Origin of the sequence: Lentzea tibetensis, assembly GCF_007845675.1 — a bacterium.
Classification (GTDB): domain Bacteria; phylum Actinomycetota; class Actinomycetes; order Mycobacteriales; family Pseudonocardiaceae; genus Lentzea; species Lentzea tibetensis.
Genome location: NZ_VOBR01000006.1, coordinates 180,519 through 196,171, shown reverse-complemented (window position 1 = coordinate 196,171; position 15,653 = coordinate 180,519). Strand labels below are relative to the sequence as shown.

Below are 15,653 nucleotides of genomic sequence, written 5' to 3'. Positions count from 1 at the left end.
GCGGGGTGCGGCGGCGTCAAAGGCGGCAGGAACGACTCGGGAACGGAGTACCCCGCCCGAGCTGTGCAGTTCACCGTACCGTTCCCGCCCGGCGGGAGCACCGATCTCGTCGGAAGAGCTGTCGCGCGGGCCGTCGAGAAGCCGCTCGGGCAGTCCGTCCCGGTGGCGAACAAGCCCGGTGCGAACGGCGCGGTCGGCGGCAAGGAGGTGCTGGCGTCCGCTCCGGACGGCTACAACATCGCGCTGCTGGTGAAGTCGCTGTTCGCGATCACGCCGCTCGCCACCAAGGACCAGACCGCGATCGACCTGGACAAGCTGAAGATCGTCGGCACGCTCACGACCGAGGACTACGTGCTGGTCGTCAACGCGAGCTCGCCGCACGCGTCGCTGGAGGACCTGCTCAAGGCGCCGTCGGTCAAGTACGCCACGACCGGCGTGGGCACGGGTGCGCAGCTCTCGCAGGCGTTGCTGTTCAAGTCCGCGGGCACGAACGCGACGGACGTGCCGTTCGACGGCGGCGCGCCCGCGGTGACCGCGCTGCTCGGCGCGCAGGTCGACGCGCTGGCCGCGGCGCCGTCCGAGGTCATGCAGCACGTCAAGGCCGGCAAGCTGCGGCCGCTCGCGACGTTCAACGAGAAGCGCAGCAGCTACCTGCCGGACGTGCCGACGGTCAAGGAGAAGGGCCACGACGTCGTCGTCGACCAGCGCCGCTTCGTCGTCGCGCCGCCGGGGATCCCGGACGCCGTCGCGAAGAAGCTGGCCGACAGCTTCACCGCGGCGCGCAAGGACGCGGACTACGACAAGTTCCTGAAGGACAACTTCGTCGAGCGCTGGGAGGTGTCCGAGGACGAGGCCCGGCAGCACATCAAGGACGCTCGCGCGCAGTACGCGGCTCAGGTGGAGAAGTTCGGCCTGCGACTGGGCAAATGATCGCCGGGATCGTCGTCGCCGCACTGGGCCTGGCCGCGCTGGTGCTCGGCTGGGGCCTGGGGTTCGGCTCGCTGACCGACCCCGGACCGGGGCTGTGGCCCGCGATCGTGTCGGTGGTGCTCGTGGTGACCGGCGTGGTCATCGCGATCCGGCGGCCGGACGACACCGAGCCGTTCACGCGCCAGGTGGTCGCGGTGCTGCTGGCGGCCGCGAGCCTCGCCGGGTACGCGGCGGTGATCGAGCACGTGGGCTTCGAGATCCCGACGGTCGTGCTGCTCGCGCTGTGGCTGCGGTTGCTCGGCGCGGAGGGCTGGCGGGTGACGGCGGTGGTCTCGGTGGTGGCGACCGCGTGTGCGTACGGGTTGTTCATCTCGGTGCTCGGTGTGCCGTTGCCGCACCTGATCGGGGCCTGAGCCGTGTGGTCCGGCTTCGCGGTGGTGTTCGAGCCGCAGAACCTGCTGTGGTGCCTGCTCGGCGTCACGCTCGGCATGCTCGTCGGCGTCCTGCCCGGACTCGGGCCCGCGGCGACGATCGCGATCCTGCTGCCGATCACCTACGACCTCGAGCCCGCGCCGGCGATCATCCTGCTGGCGGGCATCTTCTACGGCGCGCAGTACGGCGGCACCATCACGTCTGTGCTGCTGCGCCTGCCCGGCGAGGCGTCGACCGTGGTGACCGTGCTCGACGGGCACGAGATGGCGCGGCAGGGCAGAGCCGGGCCCGCACTGGGGATCGCGGCGATCGGGTCGTTCATCGGCGGCACCGCGTCGATCGTGCTGCTGTCGGCCGTCGCGCCGTTCGTGGCCGACTTCGCGTTGAAGTTCGGGCCCGCCGAGTACACGGTGCTGGCGCTGATCGGCATCTTCCTGGTGGCGTCACTGGGCAACGGGACGCTCGTCAAAGGCGTCGCCGCCGCTGCCGCCGGGTTGTTGCTCGCGACGGTCGGGTCGGACCCGATGGTGGGCGAGCCGAGGTTCGTGTTCGGCAGCGACCAGCTCGCGGACGGCATCGACTTCGTGATCGTCGCGATGGGACTGTTCGGGGTGGGGGAGATCCTCTACAACCTCGAGCACCGGCAGAGCGCGTCCGCCGACGTGCCCGCGTTCGGGCGCGCGTGGCCGTCGCGGCTGGACTGGCTGCGGTCGCGGCTCGCGATCCTGCGCGGGTCGGTGGTCGGCTTCCTGCTCGGCGTGCTGCCCGGCGGTGGCGCGACGATGTCGTCACTGGTCGCGTACGCGGTGGAGAAGCGGTTCGCGGCGGACCCGTCGCGGTTCGGCCGGGGCGCCATCGAGGGCGTCGCCGGGCCGGAGACCGCGAACAACGCGGCGGCCACGTCGTCGTTCATCCCGTTGCTGGTGCTGGGACTCCCGGCCAACGCGACGATGGCCGTGCTGTACGGCGCGCTGATGCTTCAGGGCGTGCCGCCGGGGCCCGCGCTGATCGACCAGCACCCGGACGTGTTCTGGGGCGTGATCAACTCGATGTACGTGGGGAACCTGTTCCTGCTGCTGTTCAGCGTCCCGCTCATCGGGCTCTTCGTGCGGCTGCTGAAGGTGCGGCAGTCGATCCTGGCCCCGCTGACCGTGCTGATCACCATGATCGGCGTCTACAGCCTGCGCAACAACGTGTTCGACATGGTGCTGGTCGCGGTGCTGGGGCTGCTCGGCTACGGGATGAAGAAGCTCGGCTTCGAACCCGGCCCGTTCGTGCTGGCGTTCGTGCTCGGCGAGCTGCTGGAGTCCGCGTTCCGGCGGTCGATGCGCCTGTTCGACGGCTCCCTGCTGGGTTTCGTGACCCGGCCGATCTCCGCGACCCTGCTGGCGCTGTTCGTGATCGCCGTGGTGGCCGTGCCGCTCCTGCGGGTCCGGCGGCACGGCCACCTCGATCGGCACGAGGTCGGTCGAGGTGGCCGTGACGACGCCAGCTAGCCGCCGTTGGCCATGCGGTAGGCGAGCGGCGGGTACTGCTGCTGCGTCGTGCTGATGTTGACCGCCGCGTCGTACATGGTGCGTCCGAGTGCGGCGCGTGCGCCGACGGCGGGGTGCGTGAAGCCGAAGTTCTCGTCGTTCGCAGCCTTGTCACCGGCGAACGTGCCCGACGCGAACATCGAGTAGATCAGCACCGGGCGGTCCGCCGAGCAGAAGATGATGCCCGCCTCGTTGCGGCCGTCCGCGAACCAGCCCGCCTTCGTCGCGACGCGCAGCCGCTCGGTGGACGACAGGTTCAGCCGCACGCCGTCGGTGAACGCCGACAGCGAGCGCAGGATGTTCAGCAGGTAGCGGGTGGAGTTCGCGGACAGCAGGGTGCCGTCGACGAGCTGCCGGAGCAGTGCGTGCGTTTCGCGCGGTGTGGTGGTGCCGAGGAAGAAGCGGTTGGGCTTGTCGGCGAGCGGCACGACCTGGGTCATGGGGAATCCCTTGGCGCGCAGGATCTCGTTGAGCTCCTGCGCCGGGCAGACCAGGCCGCAGAGCCGGACGGAGGTGTTGTCCGAGACGGTCAGCATGGTCGACAGCACGTGTCCGATGGTGACCTGGCTCGGGTACGCGCCGTCCAGGCCGAAGACGCCGTCGGTGTCCTTCGCGACGATGCTCTCGACGACGTCGACCCGCTGGTCGAGCCTGATCAGGCCGCGGTCGACCTTGTCGAGCACGGCGATCGCGACGGCGATCTTGTTCACGCTGTAGGCCTCGACGACGCGGTCGGCGTTGTCCTCGACGGCGGCCATGGGTAAGCCTGTCGGTTCAGCGACCGTGATGAGCGACGACCAGGTGCCCCTGGCCTGTTTGACCTGCCTGCCGTAGGACTGCGCGATCTTCCTGCGCGACTGCTCCGCAGCGCCTGAGGAGCTCCCCGCCGGCGACTCCTGCGCCAGTGCGGCGGTTCCGGCGCCCAGTACGGCGGCCGAGGCCGCGACGGTGCCGAGCCGGAGAGCTGATCTGCGGTTGATTTTCATGCCCGGTTACACGGTGTACGAGCCGCGGCAGTTCAGTTACTCCGCGCACACCTGTCGGGCCCGGTGCGTCAGGGCAGGCCCTGACGCACCGGGATCTGTCAGCCGCCGTTGACCATCCGGTAGACGGTCGGGTTGTGCTTCGGCTTGGTCGTCGTGATCTTGAGAACCGCGTCGTACATGGTGCGGCCCAGCTCGGCGCGCGCGCCGACGGCCGGGTGCGTGAAGCTGAAGTTCTCGTCGTTCGCCGCCTTGTCACCCGCGAACGTGCCCGACGCGAACAGCGAGTAGATCAGGATCGGCCTGCCGTCCTCGCTGAACATGACACCGGCCTCGTTGCGGCCGTCGTCGAACCAGCCGGCCTTCGTGGCGACGCGCAGCCGCTCGTTGGACGACAGGTTGAGCCGCGCGCCGTCGGTGAAGCTGGTGAGCGAGCGGAGGATGTTCAGCACGTACTGCGTGGACGCGGGGGAGAGCAGCGAGCCCTCGACCAGCTTCTGCAGCATCGTGTGCATCTCGCGCGGCGTCGTGGTGCCGAGGAAGAAGCGGTTCGGGTTCGCGACCGGCACGACCTGGGTGTGCACGAAACCCTTGGAACGCAGGATCTCGTTGAGCTCCAGGGCCGGGCAGACCAGTCCGCTGAGCCGGACGGCCGTGTTGTCCGAGACGGTCAGCAGCGCGGCGAGCGCGTGGCCGACCGTGACGGAGCTGGGGTAGGCGCCGTCCAGGCCGAAGATGCCGTCGGTGTCCTGGATGACGATCGCCTGGGTGACCTCGACCCGGTCGGTGAGCTTGATCAGGCCCCGGTCGACCTTGTCCAGCACCGCGACCGCGACGGCGATCTTGTTGACGCTGTAGGCCTCGACGACCTGGTCGGCGTTCTCCTCGACCGCGGCGCGGCAGGCGCCGTTCGGGTCGGCGACGGTGATGTAGGAAGACCAGGTGCCCTTGGCCTTGCGGACCTGCCGCTTGTAGACCTGGGCCACCTTCTTGCGCGACCGTTCGGCGGTCGTGGGGAAGCGCTCGATCTCGGGCTCGTCCTCCGTCTGCGCGGAGGCACTGCCGGAGCCCAGCACGGCGGTCGCGGCGGCCACGGTCCCGAGGCCGAGCGCGAACCTGCGGTTGATGTTCATGCGCCTCATCCAATCAGGTGACGCTGACACACCGCTGACGCGTACTGAAACTAAGGTGTTGATCATGGATGTCTTCGTGGTGACCGGTGCTTCGCGGGGTATCGGGGCGGCTGTTTCCGCGCTGGCCCTCGCCTCGGGCTACCGGGTGGTGCGCGCCTCGCGGTCGTGCGTGGAGAAGGTCACCGACTCCACGTGGGACATACCGTGCGACGTCGCATCATGGGATGACGTGTCGTCTCTCGTGTCCCGTGTGGAGGGTGAGTGGGGCAGCGTCAACGTCGTGTTCGCCAACGCGGGCACGTCCGTGGACACGTCTTTCGTGTCGGACGCCGGCGCGCCGCCTCCTGAGTGGACGGACATGGTGCTCACCAACGTGTGCGGCCCGGCGTTCACCGCGCGGGCCGCGATGCCCGCGCTGATGCGCAGTCGCGGGCACCTGGTGCTGACCGGTTCCGCCGCGGGCAGGGGCGTGCGGCCGGGCAACCTGTACTCCGCGACGAAGTGGGCGGTGACCGGTCTGGCTGAGGCCATTCGCGCGGAATGCGTTGGTACAGGCGTTCGAGTCACGCTGCTGCAGCCGGGCCTGGTCGACACCGGCGGCATCCCCGCCTCGCGGGCCAACGACCCGAAGCTCGACGCCGCCGACGTGGCTCGGGCCGTGTTGTACGCGGTGTCGCAGCCGCCGTCGGTCGACGTGAACGAGATCCTGGTGCGGCCTACGGGCGCTGCTCGGTAAGGGACTTGGAGCAGTGGGCGAGGAGTGCGCGCAAGATGCGCCGCTCCTCGTCGCTGAACTCGGCGGCGAGGCGCTTCTCGACCGCTTGCGCGCCGAGTGTCTTCGCGCAGGTGGGGGAGCGGTGCGCGGCGTGCGCTGCCACTCGTTGGCGGGTGAGGTGGGCTGTTGATCCGCCTTGGCCACCTGCGGTCCAAGCAGCCCGCGCTGTGCTCGCGTGGTGCCGAGGCGTTCGTCGTCGACGTGATCCGCCTCGGCTCGCGGCCTACGGGCGCTGCTCGGTAAGGGACTTGGAGCAGCGGGCGAGGAGTGCGCGCAAGATGCGCCGCTCCTCGTCGCTGAACTCGGCGGCGAGGCGCTTCTCGACCTGAGCCGCCTGCTCGTCCGCCCGGTCGAACGCGGCCAGGCCCGCCTCGGTCACCCGCGTCTCCAGCACGTTGCCGTGCCACGGGTGCGGGGTGCGCTCGACCAGACCCATCGCGACGAGGTTCTGCAGGATCGTCGTCATCGTCTGCGGCGTCACCAGGCACAGCCGCGCGAGCGACGCCGCGGGCATGCCGGGGTTCTCCGTCAGCGCCAGCAGTGCCGCGTACTGGGGCACGGTCAGGCCGCAGGGCTTCACGGCCGCCGCTTTCGCCGCCATGAGGTCCTGCTCGACGCGCTTGATGTCGCCGCCGAGGCGCTCGCTCATGGGGATCCGCATGCGCTCATCGTACGAACAGTGTAAGTGCCTTGATAGTTATCAGAGTTCTGATTAGGCTCAGACCTGTTCATCTACTGAGGGGATTCGAATGCTGCGCAGGGTTTTGCTCGTCGTGCTCGCGTTCGTGCTGGTGGGGACGGGCACGGCAACGGCGGTGCCGAGGGTGATCGAGGGGAAGGCGCCGCAGCTGCACCCGGAGGGTGTGGCGTGGGACCAGTCGAGGCACGCGTTCCTGGTCGGCTCGGCCGTGCACGGCACCGTGTCGGTGGTGCGGCCGTCCGGTGAGGTCGGCACGCTGGCGAAGGTGCCGCTGCCGCACCAGGTGTCGACGCTGGGGCTGAAGGTCGACGCACGGCGCGGCCGGGTGCTGGTGACGTACGCGAACATGCTGAGCGAGGAGGTGCGGTCGGGGCTCGCGATCTTCGACCTGCGGGACGGCAGGCCGTTGCACGTGGTCGATCTCGCGATCGGGGCGGGTCCGCACCGCGCGAACGACGTGACGGTCGACCGGGCGGGCAACGCGTACGTCACCGACCCGGTGTCGGACGCGATCTACCGGGTGGGCGTCGACGGGCGGGCCGAGGTGTACGCGCGGGACGCCCGGCTGGGGCAGTTCGGCAACAACGGCATCGCGTGGCACCCGAGCGGCTACCTGGTCGTCGGGCACTACGCCAACGGCAAGCTCTTCCGCGTCACTCGTGACGAGGTCGACGAGATCGCGCTGGAGCAGCCGCTGGTGGGTGCGGACGGCATCGCGTTCCGGCCGGACGGCGCGCTGCTGGTCGTGACGAACTCGCTGGCGTCGCAGGGTCGCAACGCGGTCACCGTGCTGCGGATCGCGGGCGGGCAAGCGCACGTGGTGCGGGAGAAGGCGTGGCCGACGACGTCGCCGACCACGGTGACCGTGACGCCGCACGGCGCGTACGTCGTCACGGGGTACCTGGACAAGTTGCTCGCCGGCACCCCGGTGGACGACTTCCGTCTCGACAGGCTCTGAGCGCTAGCGGTGGTCTGGACCATGAGTCCAGGCCACCGCTAGGCTGGCCCGTGTCCCTGAGGCCGATCGTCATCGCAGCAGTGCTGGTCAGCGCCTGTTCGGCAACGCCTGCCAGCCCGCCGCCCACGTCATCCGCACCGCCCGCCGTCTTCCCGGTGACGGTGAAGCACGCGTTCGGTGAGGTGACGGTCCCGAAGAAGCCGGAGCGGGTCGTCGCGCTCGGCTGGACCGACGTCGCCGTCGCGAACCGGCTCGACGCGCCGATCGCGGGCGCGGCGCGGTTCCCGGACAGCGCCAACCTCCCGTACGTCGACGCGCAGCTCAGCCAGGAGGTGCTGGGGCTCGACGAGGCGAAGATCGACCCGGCGAAGATCGCGTCGTACCAGCCGGATCTCATCCTCGCGGTGGGCGTCGAGCTCGACGCCGCCCGGTACGGCGAACTGAGCAAGATCGCACCTACGGTCGCGCGACCCACCGAGAAGTCCACAATGGACGAAGACGCCGAGCTGATCGGCACCGCGGTCGGCAACCCGGCCGGAGCGCGCAAGCTCATCGACACCGCGCGCACCGAGCTGGAGGGGTTCCGCAAGGACCTGCCGAAGCTGTCCGGCAAGTCCTACTTCCACGCCGACGCGCTGCCGTTCCTCGACTCGCTCGGACTGCGCCGCGCGGCCGATGCCGGCGGGGCCGACGTCAACCTCGAAGCGGAGCCCGCGGTGATCCAGTTGTTGCGGCAGCCCAACGTCGCCGGTGTCGAGTGGGTGCTGGAGCAGCTGAAGCCGACGCTGCGGAAGATCAGCTGACCGACGCGAGGAAGTCCAGGATCACCCGGTTGACCTCGTCGGGACGCTCCAGGTAGCCGAAGTGGCCGCAGTCCGTGATCTCCGCGTACCGCGCGCCGGGGATCGCGTTCGCCACCTCGCGCTGCAGGTACGTCGGCAGCACCTGGTCGTCCGCGTACCCGACGACGAGGCACGGCGCGGTGATCTTGCGGTAGTTCGCCAGGTCCGACGGGACGTCGCCGAGGTTCAGCTGCGCCCGCACGCCCGAGCCGATCTTCGAGCCGCCCATCTCGAACAGGTCGAGCCAGTCGCGGGTCGCGACCGGGTCTTCGAGCGTGCGCGGCGACAGGTTCCGCAGCGCGGTGACGGCCGCGTAGTACTTGTCCGGCAGCACGATCCCGTGGTCGTGCAACGCGCGCTCGCCGAGGTTCCACGCCTGCTGGAGCGGGTCCCGGCGCGCGTGCGCGGCCAGCATGACCGCGCTGCGCACCAGATCCGGGCGCGTGTGGGCGAGCTCCTGCGTGATCCGGGAACCGAGCGACGTGCCGACGACGTGCGCCGGTCCGCCGAGGTGCTCGATCAGCGCGGCCGCGTCCGCCACCACGTCGTCGATGGTGAAACCGTCCGCGCACTCGTCCGTCGGCGGGATGCCGCGGTTGTCGACCGTCGCGACGCGGTACCCGGCCTTGCGCAGCGCGGGAACCTGATGCATCCGCCACACCCGGCCTGGGCTACCGGTGCCCATGATCAGGAGGACGAGTTCTCCGTCGTCCCCCTCGACCTGGTAGCTCAGCCTGATCCCGTTCAGCTCCACGATCGGCATGATCCGAACCTAGCCTAGAAGCGGCAGAGGGTCCTGATCTCGTTGGCATGTGTGGGATAACGCTCGGAAAGGTCGTCCGCGTGCCCGAACTCGACGATGTCGTCGGTGTACGGCGGCACGACGACGGTGCCGACGAACGACCAGTCACCGCTCGGCCTGCTGCCCTGCCACACCCCCGCGGGGACGACGACCTGCGGGTTCTCCGGGCCGAGCACGGGCGTCTCCACCGAGCCGTCCGGGTGCAGCAACAGCATCCGCAGTGGTGAGCCCGCGTGGAACGCGTAGATCTCCAGGTGCTTCAGCACGTGCATCCCGGAGTAGTCCGGCGTCCGCAACAAGTAGTAGATCGCCGAGACTTCCGCGTCTCGGTAGGACTGTCCGAAATAGCCCCCCTCGACCGGGAGCTCCTCGAGTCCGAGCGAGGTGATGATCTCCTCTGGCGTCACGTCAGCTCCTGAAGCGGTGATCCGTGGACGACGACCATCCCCTTGCCCAGCCGCTTCGCCGTGTACATCGCGGCGTCCGCGCTGCCGAGCATGTCGTCGGCCGTGCAGCCGGGATCGTAGGTGGCCTGCTGCGCGGCGCCGATGCTGGCGTGCACCTCGTGCCTGCGCCCGTGCACCTGGTGCGGGCTCCGCAGCGCCTCGAGCACCCGGCCGCCCAGCTCGTCCGGATCGGCGCCGTCCACCAGCACGCCGAACTCGTCGCCGCCGAGCCGCGCCACCGTGTCCTGGGCCCGCAGGCAGTGCGTGAGCCGCTTGGCGACGTTGCGCAGCACCGCGTCGCCCTCCGCGTGGCCGTACGAGTCGTTCACCGCCTTGAACCCGTCGACGTCGATGAACAGCAGCACCAGCGGCCGGTCGCGGTCGCGCACGCCCAGCGCGTTCGTGAGGCGTTCGCGGAACAGCACGCGGTTCGCGACACCGGTGAGCGGGTCGTGCAGCGCCTCGTGGCGCAGCTGCTCGCGGCTGATCCGCAGCTCGTCGACGAGCCGGACGTTCTCCATCAGCGTCACCAGCTGCCGGACGATCACCAGCAGCACCACCGCGAGCCCGGCGTAGATCTCCACCGGGTTCAGCCGCACACCGGTGGCCGTGCCGACGAAGATGAACAGCCCGGTGATCATCAGCGGCACGTACGGCACCAGCAGGTACAGCATGTCGCCGGTGTGCAGGCGGCCGTCGGTGTGCCGCACGTGGTGGACCGGCGCGATCGAGCTGAGGAAGAACATCGCCGGGCACGCCATGAAGCCGATGTCCGCGACCGGTGGGATCACGTCGGCGCCCTGGCTGATCAGGTACGCGAACACCCAGCCCGACGCCGACTGCCCGATGCCGGCCAGCGTGATGAACAGCATCGGCAGCTGCCGGATGCTGCGGTGCGTCCACGACGAGACGACCAGCGACACGATCGTCACCAGGTACAGCGCGGGGTGCGCGACCACGGTGACGAAGCCGGGACCGGACGTCGCCCACGCGCGGACCATCGACTCCAGCGCCGACACCCACGTCAGCACGAACAGCGACCCGACGATCACCAGCCCGTCGATCACGACGACCAGCCTGCTGCGCCGGTCGTGCGGGCGGTCGTCCCGGCCGCCCGAGTGCGCGAGCACGATCACGGCGGCCAGCGTCAGCACGGGGACGAGCAGGAAACCCAGTGGTGCCAGCGTGGACGACGGCAGCTGCACGCTCAGGACCTGCTGACCCCAGATCCACGCCGACAGTCCGACCGTCAGGCTCGCCATCGCGGCGACCATCCACCGGCGCCAGCGCGGCTTGGCCGTCCTGGCGTAGCAGGCGAGCGCGGCCACCGCGAAGACCAGCTGCTCGATCTTGTCGACGGCGACCGAGGCGTCGCGTCCCAGCACACCGGACACGACCAGAACGACTGTCGCCACGAGCACCGCGCCGACTGCAGCGGCCACGACGGTGAACCGCCTCAAGGTCACCGCGCCACCTTAGTAAGGCCGTCTCACTACGGCGAACGGAGGTACCGCTCTCGCGGTCGAGCCAGTCCGAGGCGTGTCGGGGGAGGTGGGGGAGAGGGGAGGCTCTAAGGTTCGAACGAGTGTTCGTGAAGGAGTGGGCTGGTGCGTGTGTTCGGGGTTGACCCCGGTCTGACCCGGTGCGGGTTCGGCGTCGTCGACGGAGGTCCCGGCCGGACGGTGCGGTGCGTCGCGGTGGACGTGGTGCGCACCCCGGTCGACGCGGACCTCGCCGTCCGGCTGCTCCTGCTCTCCGACGAGGTCGAACGCTGGCTCGAGCGGCACCGGCCGGACGTCGTCGCGATCGAGCGGGTGTTCAGCCAGCACAACGTGCGCACCGCGATGGGCACCGCGCAGGCGAGCGGCGTGGTCGCGCTGGCGGCGGCGAGGCGGGACCTGCCGGTCGTCTTCCACACGCCGAGCGAGGTCAAGGCCGCGGTCACCGGATCGGGCCGCGCGGACAAGGCCCAGGTCACCGCCATGGTCACGAAGCTGCTCGGCCTCAAGACAGCGCCGAAGCCGGCGGACGCGGCGGACGCGCTGGCGCTCGCGATCTGCCACCACTGGCGCGCGCCGATGCGCAACCGGCTCGAAGAGGCGCAGCGCAGGGCGGACGAACTGGCCAGGACGCATCGCGCGAGAATCGCCGAGGCAGCAGCGAAGCAGGGAGGTGGCCGGTGATCTCGTCACTGCGCGGTCAGGTGCAGTCGGTCGGGCTCGACCACGCGGTCGTCGAGGTCGGCGGGGTCGGGTTCGCCGTGCAGGCCACGCCCAGCACGCTCGCCTCGCTGCGCAGGGGAGAAGAGGCGCACCTGGCGACGACACTGGTCGTCCGCGAGGACTCGCTCACCCTGTTCGGCTTCGGAGACGTCGAGGCGCGCGAGCTGTTCGGGCTGCTCCAGACCGTCAGCGGCATCGGGCCGCGGCTCGCGCTGGCGACGCTGGCCGTGCTCGAACCGGACAAGCTGCGCCACGCGCTGGCCGAGGGCAACATCACCGTGCTCACCCAGGTGCCCGGCATCGGCAAGAAGGGCGCCGAACGCCTGATCATCGAGCTGCGCGACAAGGTCGGCGCGCTCCCGGCCGCCCACTCGCCGGTCGCGAACGGCGTGGTGCGCGAGCACGTCGTCGAGGCGCTGCTCGGGCTGGGCTTCCCGGCCAAGTCCGCCGAGTCCACGGTCGACTCCGTGCTCGCGGACAACCCCGAGCAGTCGACCAGCGCCGTGCTCAGGCGTGCGCTCGCCACGCTGGGGCGCAAGTGAGCGACGAGGAGCTCTCCCCGTACGCCGTGCCGGCCGAGCGCGACGTCGAGACCACGCTGCGCCCGCGCGACCTGCACGAGTTCGTCGGGCAGCACCGCGTCCGCGAGCAGCTGGAACTGGTGCTGCACGGTGCCCTGCGCAGGGGTTCGCCACCGGACCACGTGTTGCTCAGCGGCCCTCCCGGGCTCGGGAAGACCAGCCTCGCGATGATCATCGCGACCGAGCTGGGCAGCGCCATCCGGATCACGTCCGGTCCCGCGCTGGAACGCGCGGGTGACCTGGCGGCGATGCTGTCGAACCTGGTCGAGGGCGACGTCCTGTTCATCGACGAGATCCACCGGATGGCCCGCCCGGCCGAGGAGATGCTGTACCTCGCGATGGAGGACTTCCGGGTCGACGTCGTCGTCGGCAAGGGGCCGGGCGCGACGAGCATCCCGCTCGACATCGCGCCGTTCACCCTCGTCGGCGCCACCACGCGCTCCGGTTCGCTAACGGGTCCGTTGCGAGATCGTTTCGGTTTCACCGCCCACATGGAGTTCTACGAGGCGCGCGACCTCGACCTGATCGTGAAGAGGAGCGCCAAGATCCTGGGCGTCGACCTGCACGACGACGGCGCCGCCGAGATCGCCGGACGGTCCCGCGGCACGCCCCGCATCGCGAACAGGCTGCTGCGCCGCGTCCGCGACTTCGCCGAGGTCAGGGCCGACGGCAGCGTGACGATGGACATCGCGAGGCAGGCGCTCGAGGTCTACGACGTCGACGAGCTCGGCCTCGACCGGCTCGACCGCGCGGTGCTGTCCGCGCTGGTCAAGTCGTTCGGCGGAGGCCCGGTCGGGGTGTCCACGCTGGCGGTCGCGGTGGGGGAGGAACCCACCACGGTCGAGGAGGTGTGTGAGCCTTACCTGGTGCGTGCTGGCATGCTGGCCCGCACGCCGCGTGGGCGCGTGGCGACCCCGGCCGCGTGGCTGCACCTCGGGCTGGAGCCGCCCGCCGGTGATCAGCTCTGGTGAGCTGGCAGAATCGGCGTCAGCACCCAGACATATCGGACGTGGAAATCCCTCGCGTCCGCCTGAACGGAGAATGATGAACCTTTCGTCCCTGATGTTCCCGTTGCTGCTGGTGCTGCTCGCTGTGCCGCTGTTCCTCAGCGCCCGCAAGCAGAAGCGCGCGATGGCCGAGCAGCAGCAGCTGCAGAACTCGCTCGAAGCGGGTGACCGCGTCATGACCACGTCGGGCCTCTACGGCACGATCGCGGACGCCAGCGACGACACCACCATCGACATCGAGATCGCGGACGGAGTGGTCACGACGTGGCTGCGTGCCGCGATCCGCGAGAAGGTGATCGAGACCGACGAGGTCGACGAGACCGAAGACGAGGTCGAGGAGACCACCGCCCCCGAATCCACCGCGCAGATCGCCGAGCCGCTCGAGCACGACGCCAAGAAGTAGAGTCGGGACGCGTCCACCTGGAGTTGGCAAATGTGAACACCGCCAACTCCAGGTAGTGACGCGCAGCTCACGCGGCGCGGGATAGTCTTCGCGCTCGACAACCATCAGCACTAGGAGACGGACGGATCGTGGCACCTCCGGCCGGGCAAATTCGCCCCGCGAAGTATCTGGCGAGTTTTGTCCTCATCGTGGTCGCGCTTTATGCACTGGTGTTCTTCACCGGCAACGGTTCGGCCAAGCCCAAGCTCGGAATCGACCTCCAGGGCGGCACGCTCGTCACCCTGACGGCGCGCCTCGCGGACGGCGGGCAACCGAGTGAAGAAGCGCTGACCCGAGCGCGCGGGCTCATCGAGACCCGCGTGAACGGTCTCGGTGTCTCGGGCGCCGAGGTGGTGCGTGACGGCACGAACCTCGTCATCACCGTTCCCGGCGCGGACAGCGAGGGTGCGAAGAGCCTCGGCCAGACCGCCTTCCTGGCGTTCCGCAAGGTGCTGAGCCAGCCGATCCCGGCGGGCGTGCAGCCGCAGCCGCAGCAGCCGGAGCCCTCGACGCCTCCGTCGGCGGGCAACCCGTCGTCGAGCGTCGCCCCGCCGTCGTCGAGCGCGCCGCCGCAGGGCCGCCCCGCTCCGGCGCTCCAGGGCCAGCCGTCGAGCAGCACACCGCCGCCGTCCTCGTCGACCGCGCCGCCGTCCTCGACCGCGCCGTCCACTCCGCCGTCCGTCGCGCCGGGCACCGACCCGAAGCTCGCGGAGGAGATCCAGGCCGCGCGTGCGCTGCGCCAGAGCGTGGACCAGAACATCCTCCAGCAGGCCGCGGCCATGCTGGACTGCACGAAGCCGGACCCGCTGATCGGCAACGACGACCTGAAGCTCCCGCTCGTCGCGTGTGACCAGAAGGGCGAGTTCAAGTACATCCTCGCTCCGGTCGACACCGACGACCCGGCCGTCAAGAAGGACGACTTCTCGACGTTCTCCCGGCTCACCGGCCAGGACGTGGACAACGCGGTCGCGACGAACAACCAGCAGGGCGCCGGCTTCGTCGTGAACCTGTCCTTCAAGTCCGAGGGCGGCGAGAAGTGGGGCAAGTTCACCTCCGCCAACGTCAACCAGCCGGTCGCCGTCGTGCTCGACGGCAAGGTGGTCTCCGCGCCGAACATCCAGTCCGCGATCCTCGGCGGCAACACCGAGATCTCCGGCAAGTTCACCCGCAAGGAAGCCGACAACCTGGCGAACGTGCTGAAGTACGGCTCGCTGCCGCTGTCGTTCGGCACCTCCGAGGCGCAGACGATCTCGCCGACCCTGGGTCTCACGTACCTGAAGGCGGGCCTGATCGCGGGCGGCATCGGCCTGGCGCTGGTGTTCGTCTACTGCATGTTCTACTACCGCCTGCTCGGCATCCTGACGATCCTGTCGCTGGGTCTCTCGGCGCTGATCATCTACGCGGTGCTGGTGCTGCTCGGACGCTGGATCGGGTTCACGCTCGACCTCGCGGGCATCGCCGGGTTCATCGTCGCGATCGGTATCACGGCCGACTCGTTCATCGTCTTCTTCGAACGACTGAAAGACGAGGTGCGTGAAGGCCGGACGTTCCGCTCGGCCGTGCCGCGCGCGTGGGTCCGCTCCCGCCGCACGATCCTGTCCGCGGACGCGGTCAGCTTCATCGCCGCCGCCGTGCTGTACGTGATCGCGGTCGGCCAGGTGAAGGGCTTCGCGTTCACCCTGGGCATGTCGACGGTCCTCGACCTCGTGGTCGTGTTCCTCGTGACGCATCCGCTGGTCGCGATGGCGTCGCACTCCAAGTTCCTGTCCAACCCCAAGTTCTCCGGCCTGGGTGGCGCAGCGCGTGAAGGCGCATCGCACCGCGCCTCGACTACGGCCAAGACCGCCGTGAAGGAGGCCTGACGA

Annotated in this window: 18 protein-coding genes; 11 read left to right on the top strand and 7 right to left on the bottom strand. The window is 69.8% G+C overall.

Annotated elements, in window-relative coordinates; all coding sequences use genetic code 11:
* Positions 1-63: 63 nt before the first annotated feature.
* Genes FKR81_RS11395 through FKR81_RS11385 form a run of 3 tightly spaced genes read left to right on the top strand, consistent with a single transcriptional unit; the run spans position 64 to position 2,858 of the window.
* Complete coding sequence (locus tag FKR81_RS11395) at positions 64-930, top strand: tripartite tricarboxylate transporter substrate binding protein (RefSeq protein ID WP_186762913.1); 867 nt, start codon at positions 64-66, stop codon at positions 928-930.
* Positions 927-1,343, top strand: coding sequence for a tripartite tricarboxylate transporter TctB family protein (locus FKR81_RS11390; protein WP_146350968.1), 417 nt, complete (start codon positions 927-929; stop codon positions 1,341-1,343). Before FKR81_RS11395 ends, FKR81_RS11390 begins: the two co-directional genes overlap by 4 nt.
* A gap of 3 nt (positions 1,344-1,346) precedes the next feature.
* Positions 1,347-2,858 carry a tripartite tricarboxylate transporter permease gene (locus tag FKR81_RS11385; protein ID WP_146350967.1) on the top strand — a complete coding sequence of 504 codons (1,512 nt, stop codon included), beginning with the start codon at positions 1,347-1,349 and terminating at the stop codon, positions 2,856-2,858.
* On the opposite strand, the gene FKR81_RS11380 is transcribed toward FKR81_RS11385, so the two are convergent.
* On the bottom strand, positions 2,855-3,883 hold the full coding sequence (locus FKR81_RS11380; RefSeq protein WP_146350966.1) for a serine hydrolase: 1,029 nt from the start codon (positions 3,881-3,883) through the stop codon (positions 2,855-2,857). The genes FKR81_RS11385 and FKR81_RS11380 overlap by 4 nt on opposite strands.
* A gap of 98 nt (positions 3,884-3,981) precedes the next feature.
* Entirely contained in the window at positions 3,982-5,013 is a 1,032-nt protein-coding gene (locus tag FKR81_RS11375) for a serine hydrolase (RefSeq protein WP_186762912.1), read from the bottom strand.
* Positions 5,014-5,077: 64 nt separating this feature from the next.
* Here FKR81_RS11375 and FKR81_RS11370 point away from each other — a divergent pair, with 64 nt between their 5' ends.
* A complete protein-coding gene (locus tag FKR81_RS11370) occupies positions 5,078-5,749 on the top strand; it encodes an SDR family oxidoreductase (protein WP_146350964.1) in 672 nt (223 codons plus the stop codon).
* Here the strand turns inward: FKR81_RS11370 and FKR81_RS43485 are convergent.
* Both FKR81_RS43485 and FKR81_RS11365 read right to left on the bottom strand, forming a co-directional pair.
* Positions 5,730-5,891 carry a hypothetical protein gene (locus FKR81_RS43485; protein WP_186762911.1) on the bottom strand — a complete coding sequence of 54 codons (162 nt, stop codon included), beginning with the start codon at positions 5,889-5,891 and terminating at the stop codon, positions 5,730-5,732. The genes FKR81_RS11370 and FKR81_RS43485 overlap by 20 nt on opposite strands.
* A gap of 120 nt (positions 5,892-6,011) precedes the next feature.
* The gene (locus tag FKR81_RS11365) at positions 6,012-6,449 is read right to left on the bottom strand and encodes a MarR family winged helix-turn-helix transcriptional regulator (RefSeq protein WP_186762910.1); all 438 of its coding nucleotides are present in this window, start codon (positions 6,447-6,449) and stop codon (positions 6,012-6,014) included.
* A gap of 88 nt (positions 6,450-6,537) precedes the next feature.
* Between FKR81_RS11365 and FKR81_RS11360 the strand changes: the two genes are divergently transcribed.
* Positions 6,538-7,446 carry an SMP-30/gluconolactonase/LRE family protein gene (locus FKR81_RS11360; RefSeq protein WP_146350963.1) on the top strand — a complete coding sequence of 303 codons (909 nt, stop codon included), beginning with the start codon at positions 6,538-6,540 and terminating at the stop codon, positions 7,444-7,446.
* Positions 7,447-7,601: 155 nt separating this feature from the next.
* Positions 7,602-8,249, top strand: coding sequence for an ABC transporter substrate-binding protein (locus FKR81_RS11355; RefSeq protein ID WP_186762909.1), 648 nt, complete (start codon positions 7,602-7,604; stop codon positions 8,247-8,249).
* Here FKR81_RS11355 and FKR81_RS11350 read toward each other — a convergent pair.
* Genes FKR81_RS11350 through FKR81_RS11340 form a run of 3 tightly spaced genes read right to left on the bottom strand, consistent with a single transcriptional unit; the run spans position 8,242 to position 11,002 of the window.
* On the bottom strand, positions 8,242-9,051 hold the full coding sequence (locus FKR81_RS11350) for an alpha/beta fold hydrolase (RefSeq protein WP_146350961.1): 810 nt from the start codon (positions 9,049-9,051) through the stop codon (positions 8,242-8,244). The genes FKR81_RS11355 and FKR81_RS11350 overlap by 8 nt on opposite strands.
* A 14-nt stretch (positions 9,052-9,065) precedes the next feature.
* Positions 9,066-9,497 carry a cupin domain-containing protein gene (locus tag FKR81_RS11345; RefSeq protein WP_146350960.1) on the bottom strand — a complete coding sequence of 144 codons (432 nt, stop codon included), beginning with the start codon at positions 9,495-9,497 and terminating at the stop codon, positions 9,066-9,068.
* Positions 9,494-11,002 (bottom strand): GGDEF domain-containing protein, encoded by a 1,509-nt coding sequence (locus tag FKR81_RS11340; RefSeq protein ID WP_146350959.1) that lies wholly within the window; start codon positions 11,000-11,002, stop codon positions 9,494-9,496. Before FKR81_RS11340 ends, FKR81_RS11345 begins: the two co-directional genes overlap by 4 nt.
* Positions 11,003-11,143: 141 nt before the next feature.
* Between FKR81_RS11340 and ruvC the strand changes: the two genes are divergently transcribed.
* The 5 genes from ruvC (at position 11,144) to secD (ending at position 15,650) form a co-directional block, all read left to right on the top strand.
* On the top strand, positions 11,144-11,719 hold the full coding sequence (gene ruvC / locus FKR81_RS11335) for a crossover junction endodeoxyribonuclease RuvC (RefSeq protein WP_146350958.1): 576 nt from the start codon (positions 11,144-11,146) through the stop codon (positions 11,717-11,719).
* Positions 11,716-12,300, top strand: a complete 585-nt coding sequence (ruvA, locus tag FKR81_RS11330; protein WP_146350957.1) for a Holliday junction branch migration protein RuvA — start codon at positions 11,716-11,718, stop codon at positions 12,298-12,300. The genes ruvC and ruvA overlap by 4 nt, the downstream gene beginning before the upstream one ends.
* Positions 12,297-13,310, top strand: coding sequence for a Holliday junction branch migration DNA helicase RuvB (ruvB, locus tag FKR81_RS11325; RefSeq protein WP_146350956.1), 1,014 nt, complete (start codon positions 12,297-12,299; stop codon positions 13,308-13,310). The genes ruvA and ruvB overlap by 4 nt, the downstream gene beginning before the upstream one ends.
* Positions 13,311-13,383: 73 nt before the next feature.
* On the top strand, positions 13,384-13,749 hold the full coding sequence (yajC, locus tag FKR81_RS11320; protein ID WP_235921459.1) for a preprotein translocase subunit YajC: 366 nt from the start codon (positions 13,384-13,386) through the stop codon (positions 13,747-13,749).
* A gap of 128 nt (positions 13,750-13,877) precedes the next feature.
* The gene (gene secD / locus FKR81_RS11315) at positions 13,878-15,650 is read left to right on the top strand and encodes a protein translocase subunit SecD (RefSeq protein ID WP_146350955.1); all 1,773 of its coding nucleotides are present in this window, start codon (positions 13,878-13,880) and stop codon (positions 15,648-15,650) included.
* Positions 15,651-15,653 lie beyond the last annotated feature (3 nt).

Coding starts and splice junctions, on each gene's coding strand:
- yajC (WP_235921459.1), top strand. CDS start 13,384: ATGAACCTTTCGTCCCTGATGTTCCCGTTGCTGCTGGTGCTGCTCGCT.
- FKR81_RS11360 (WP_146350963.1), top strand. CDS start 6,538: ATGCTGCGCAGGGTTTTGCTCGTCGTGCTCGCGTTCGTGCTGGTGGGG.
- FKR81_RS11370 (WP_146350964.1), top strand. CDS start 5,078: ATGGATGTCTTCGTGGTGACCGGTGCTTCGCGGGGTATCGGGGCGGCT.
- FKR81_RS11365 (WP_186762910.1), bottom strand. CDS start 6,449: ATGCGGATCCCCATGAGCGAGCGCCTCGGCGGCGACATCAAGCGCGTC.
- FKR81_RS11380 (WP_146350966.1), bottom strand. CDS start 3,883: ATGAAAATCAACCGCAGATCAGCTCTCCGGCTCGGCACCGTCGCGGCC.
- FKR81_RS11350 (WP_146350961.1), bottom strand. CDS start 9,051: ATGCCGATCGTGGAGCTGAACGGGATCAGGCTGAGCTACCAGGTCGAG.
- FKR81_RS11390 (WP_146350968.1), top strand. CDS start 927: ATGATCGCCGGGATCGTCGTCGCCGCACTGGGCCTGGCCGCGCTGGTG.
- FKR81_RS11375 (WP_186762912.1), bottom strand. CDS start 5,013: ATGAACATCAACCGCAGGTTCGCGCTCGGCCTCGGGACCGTGGCCGCC.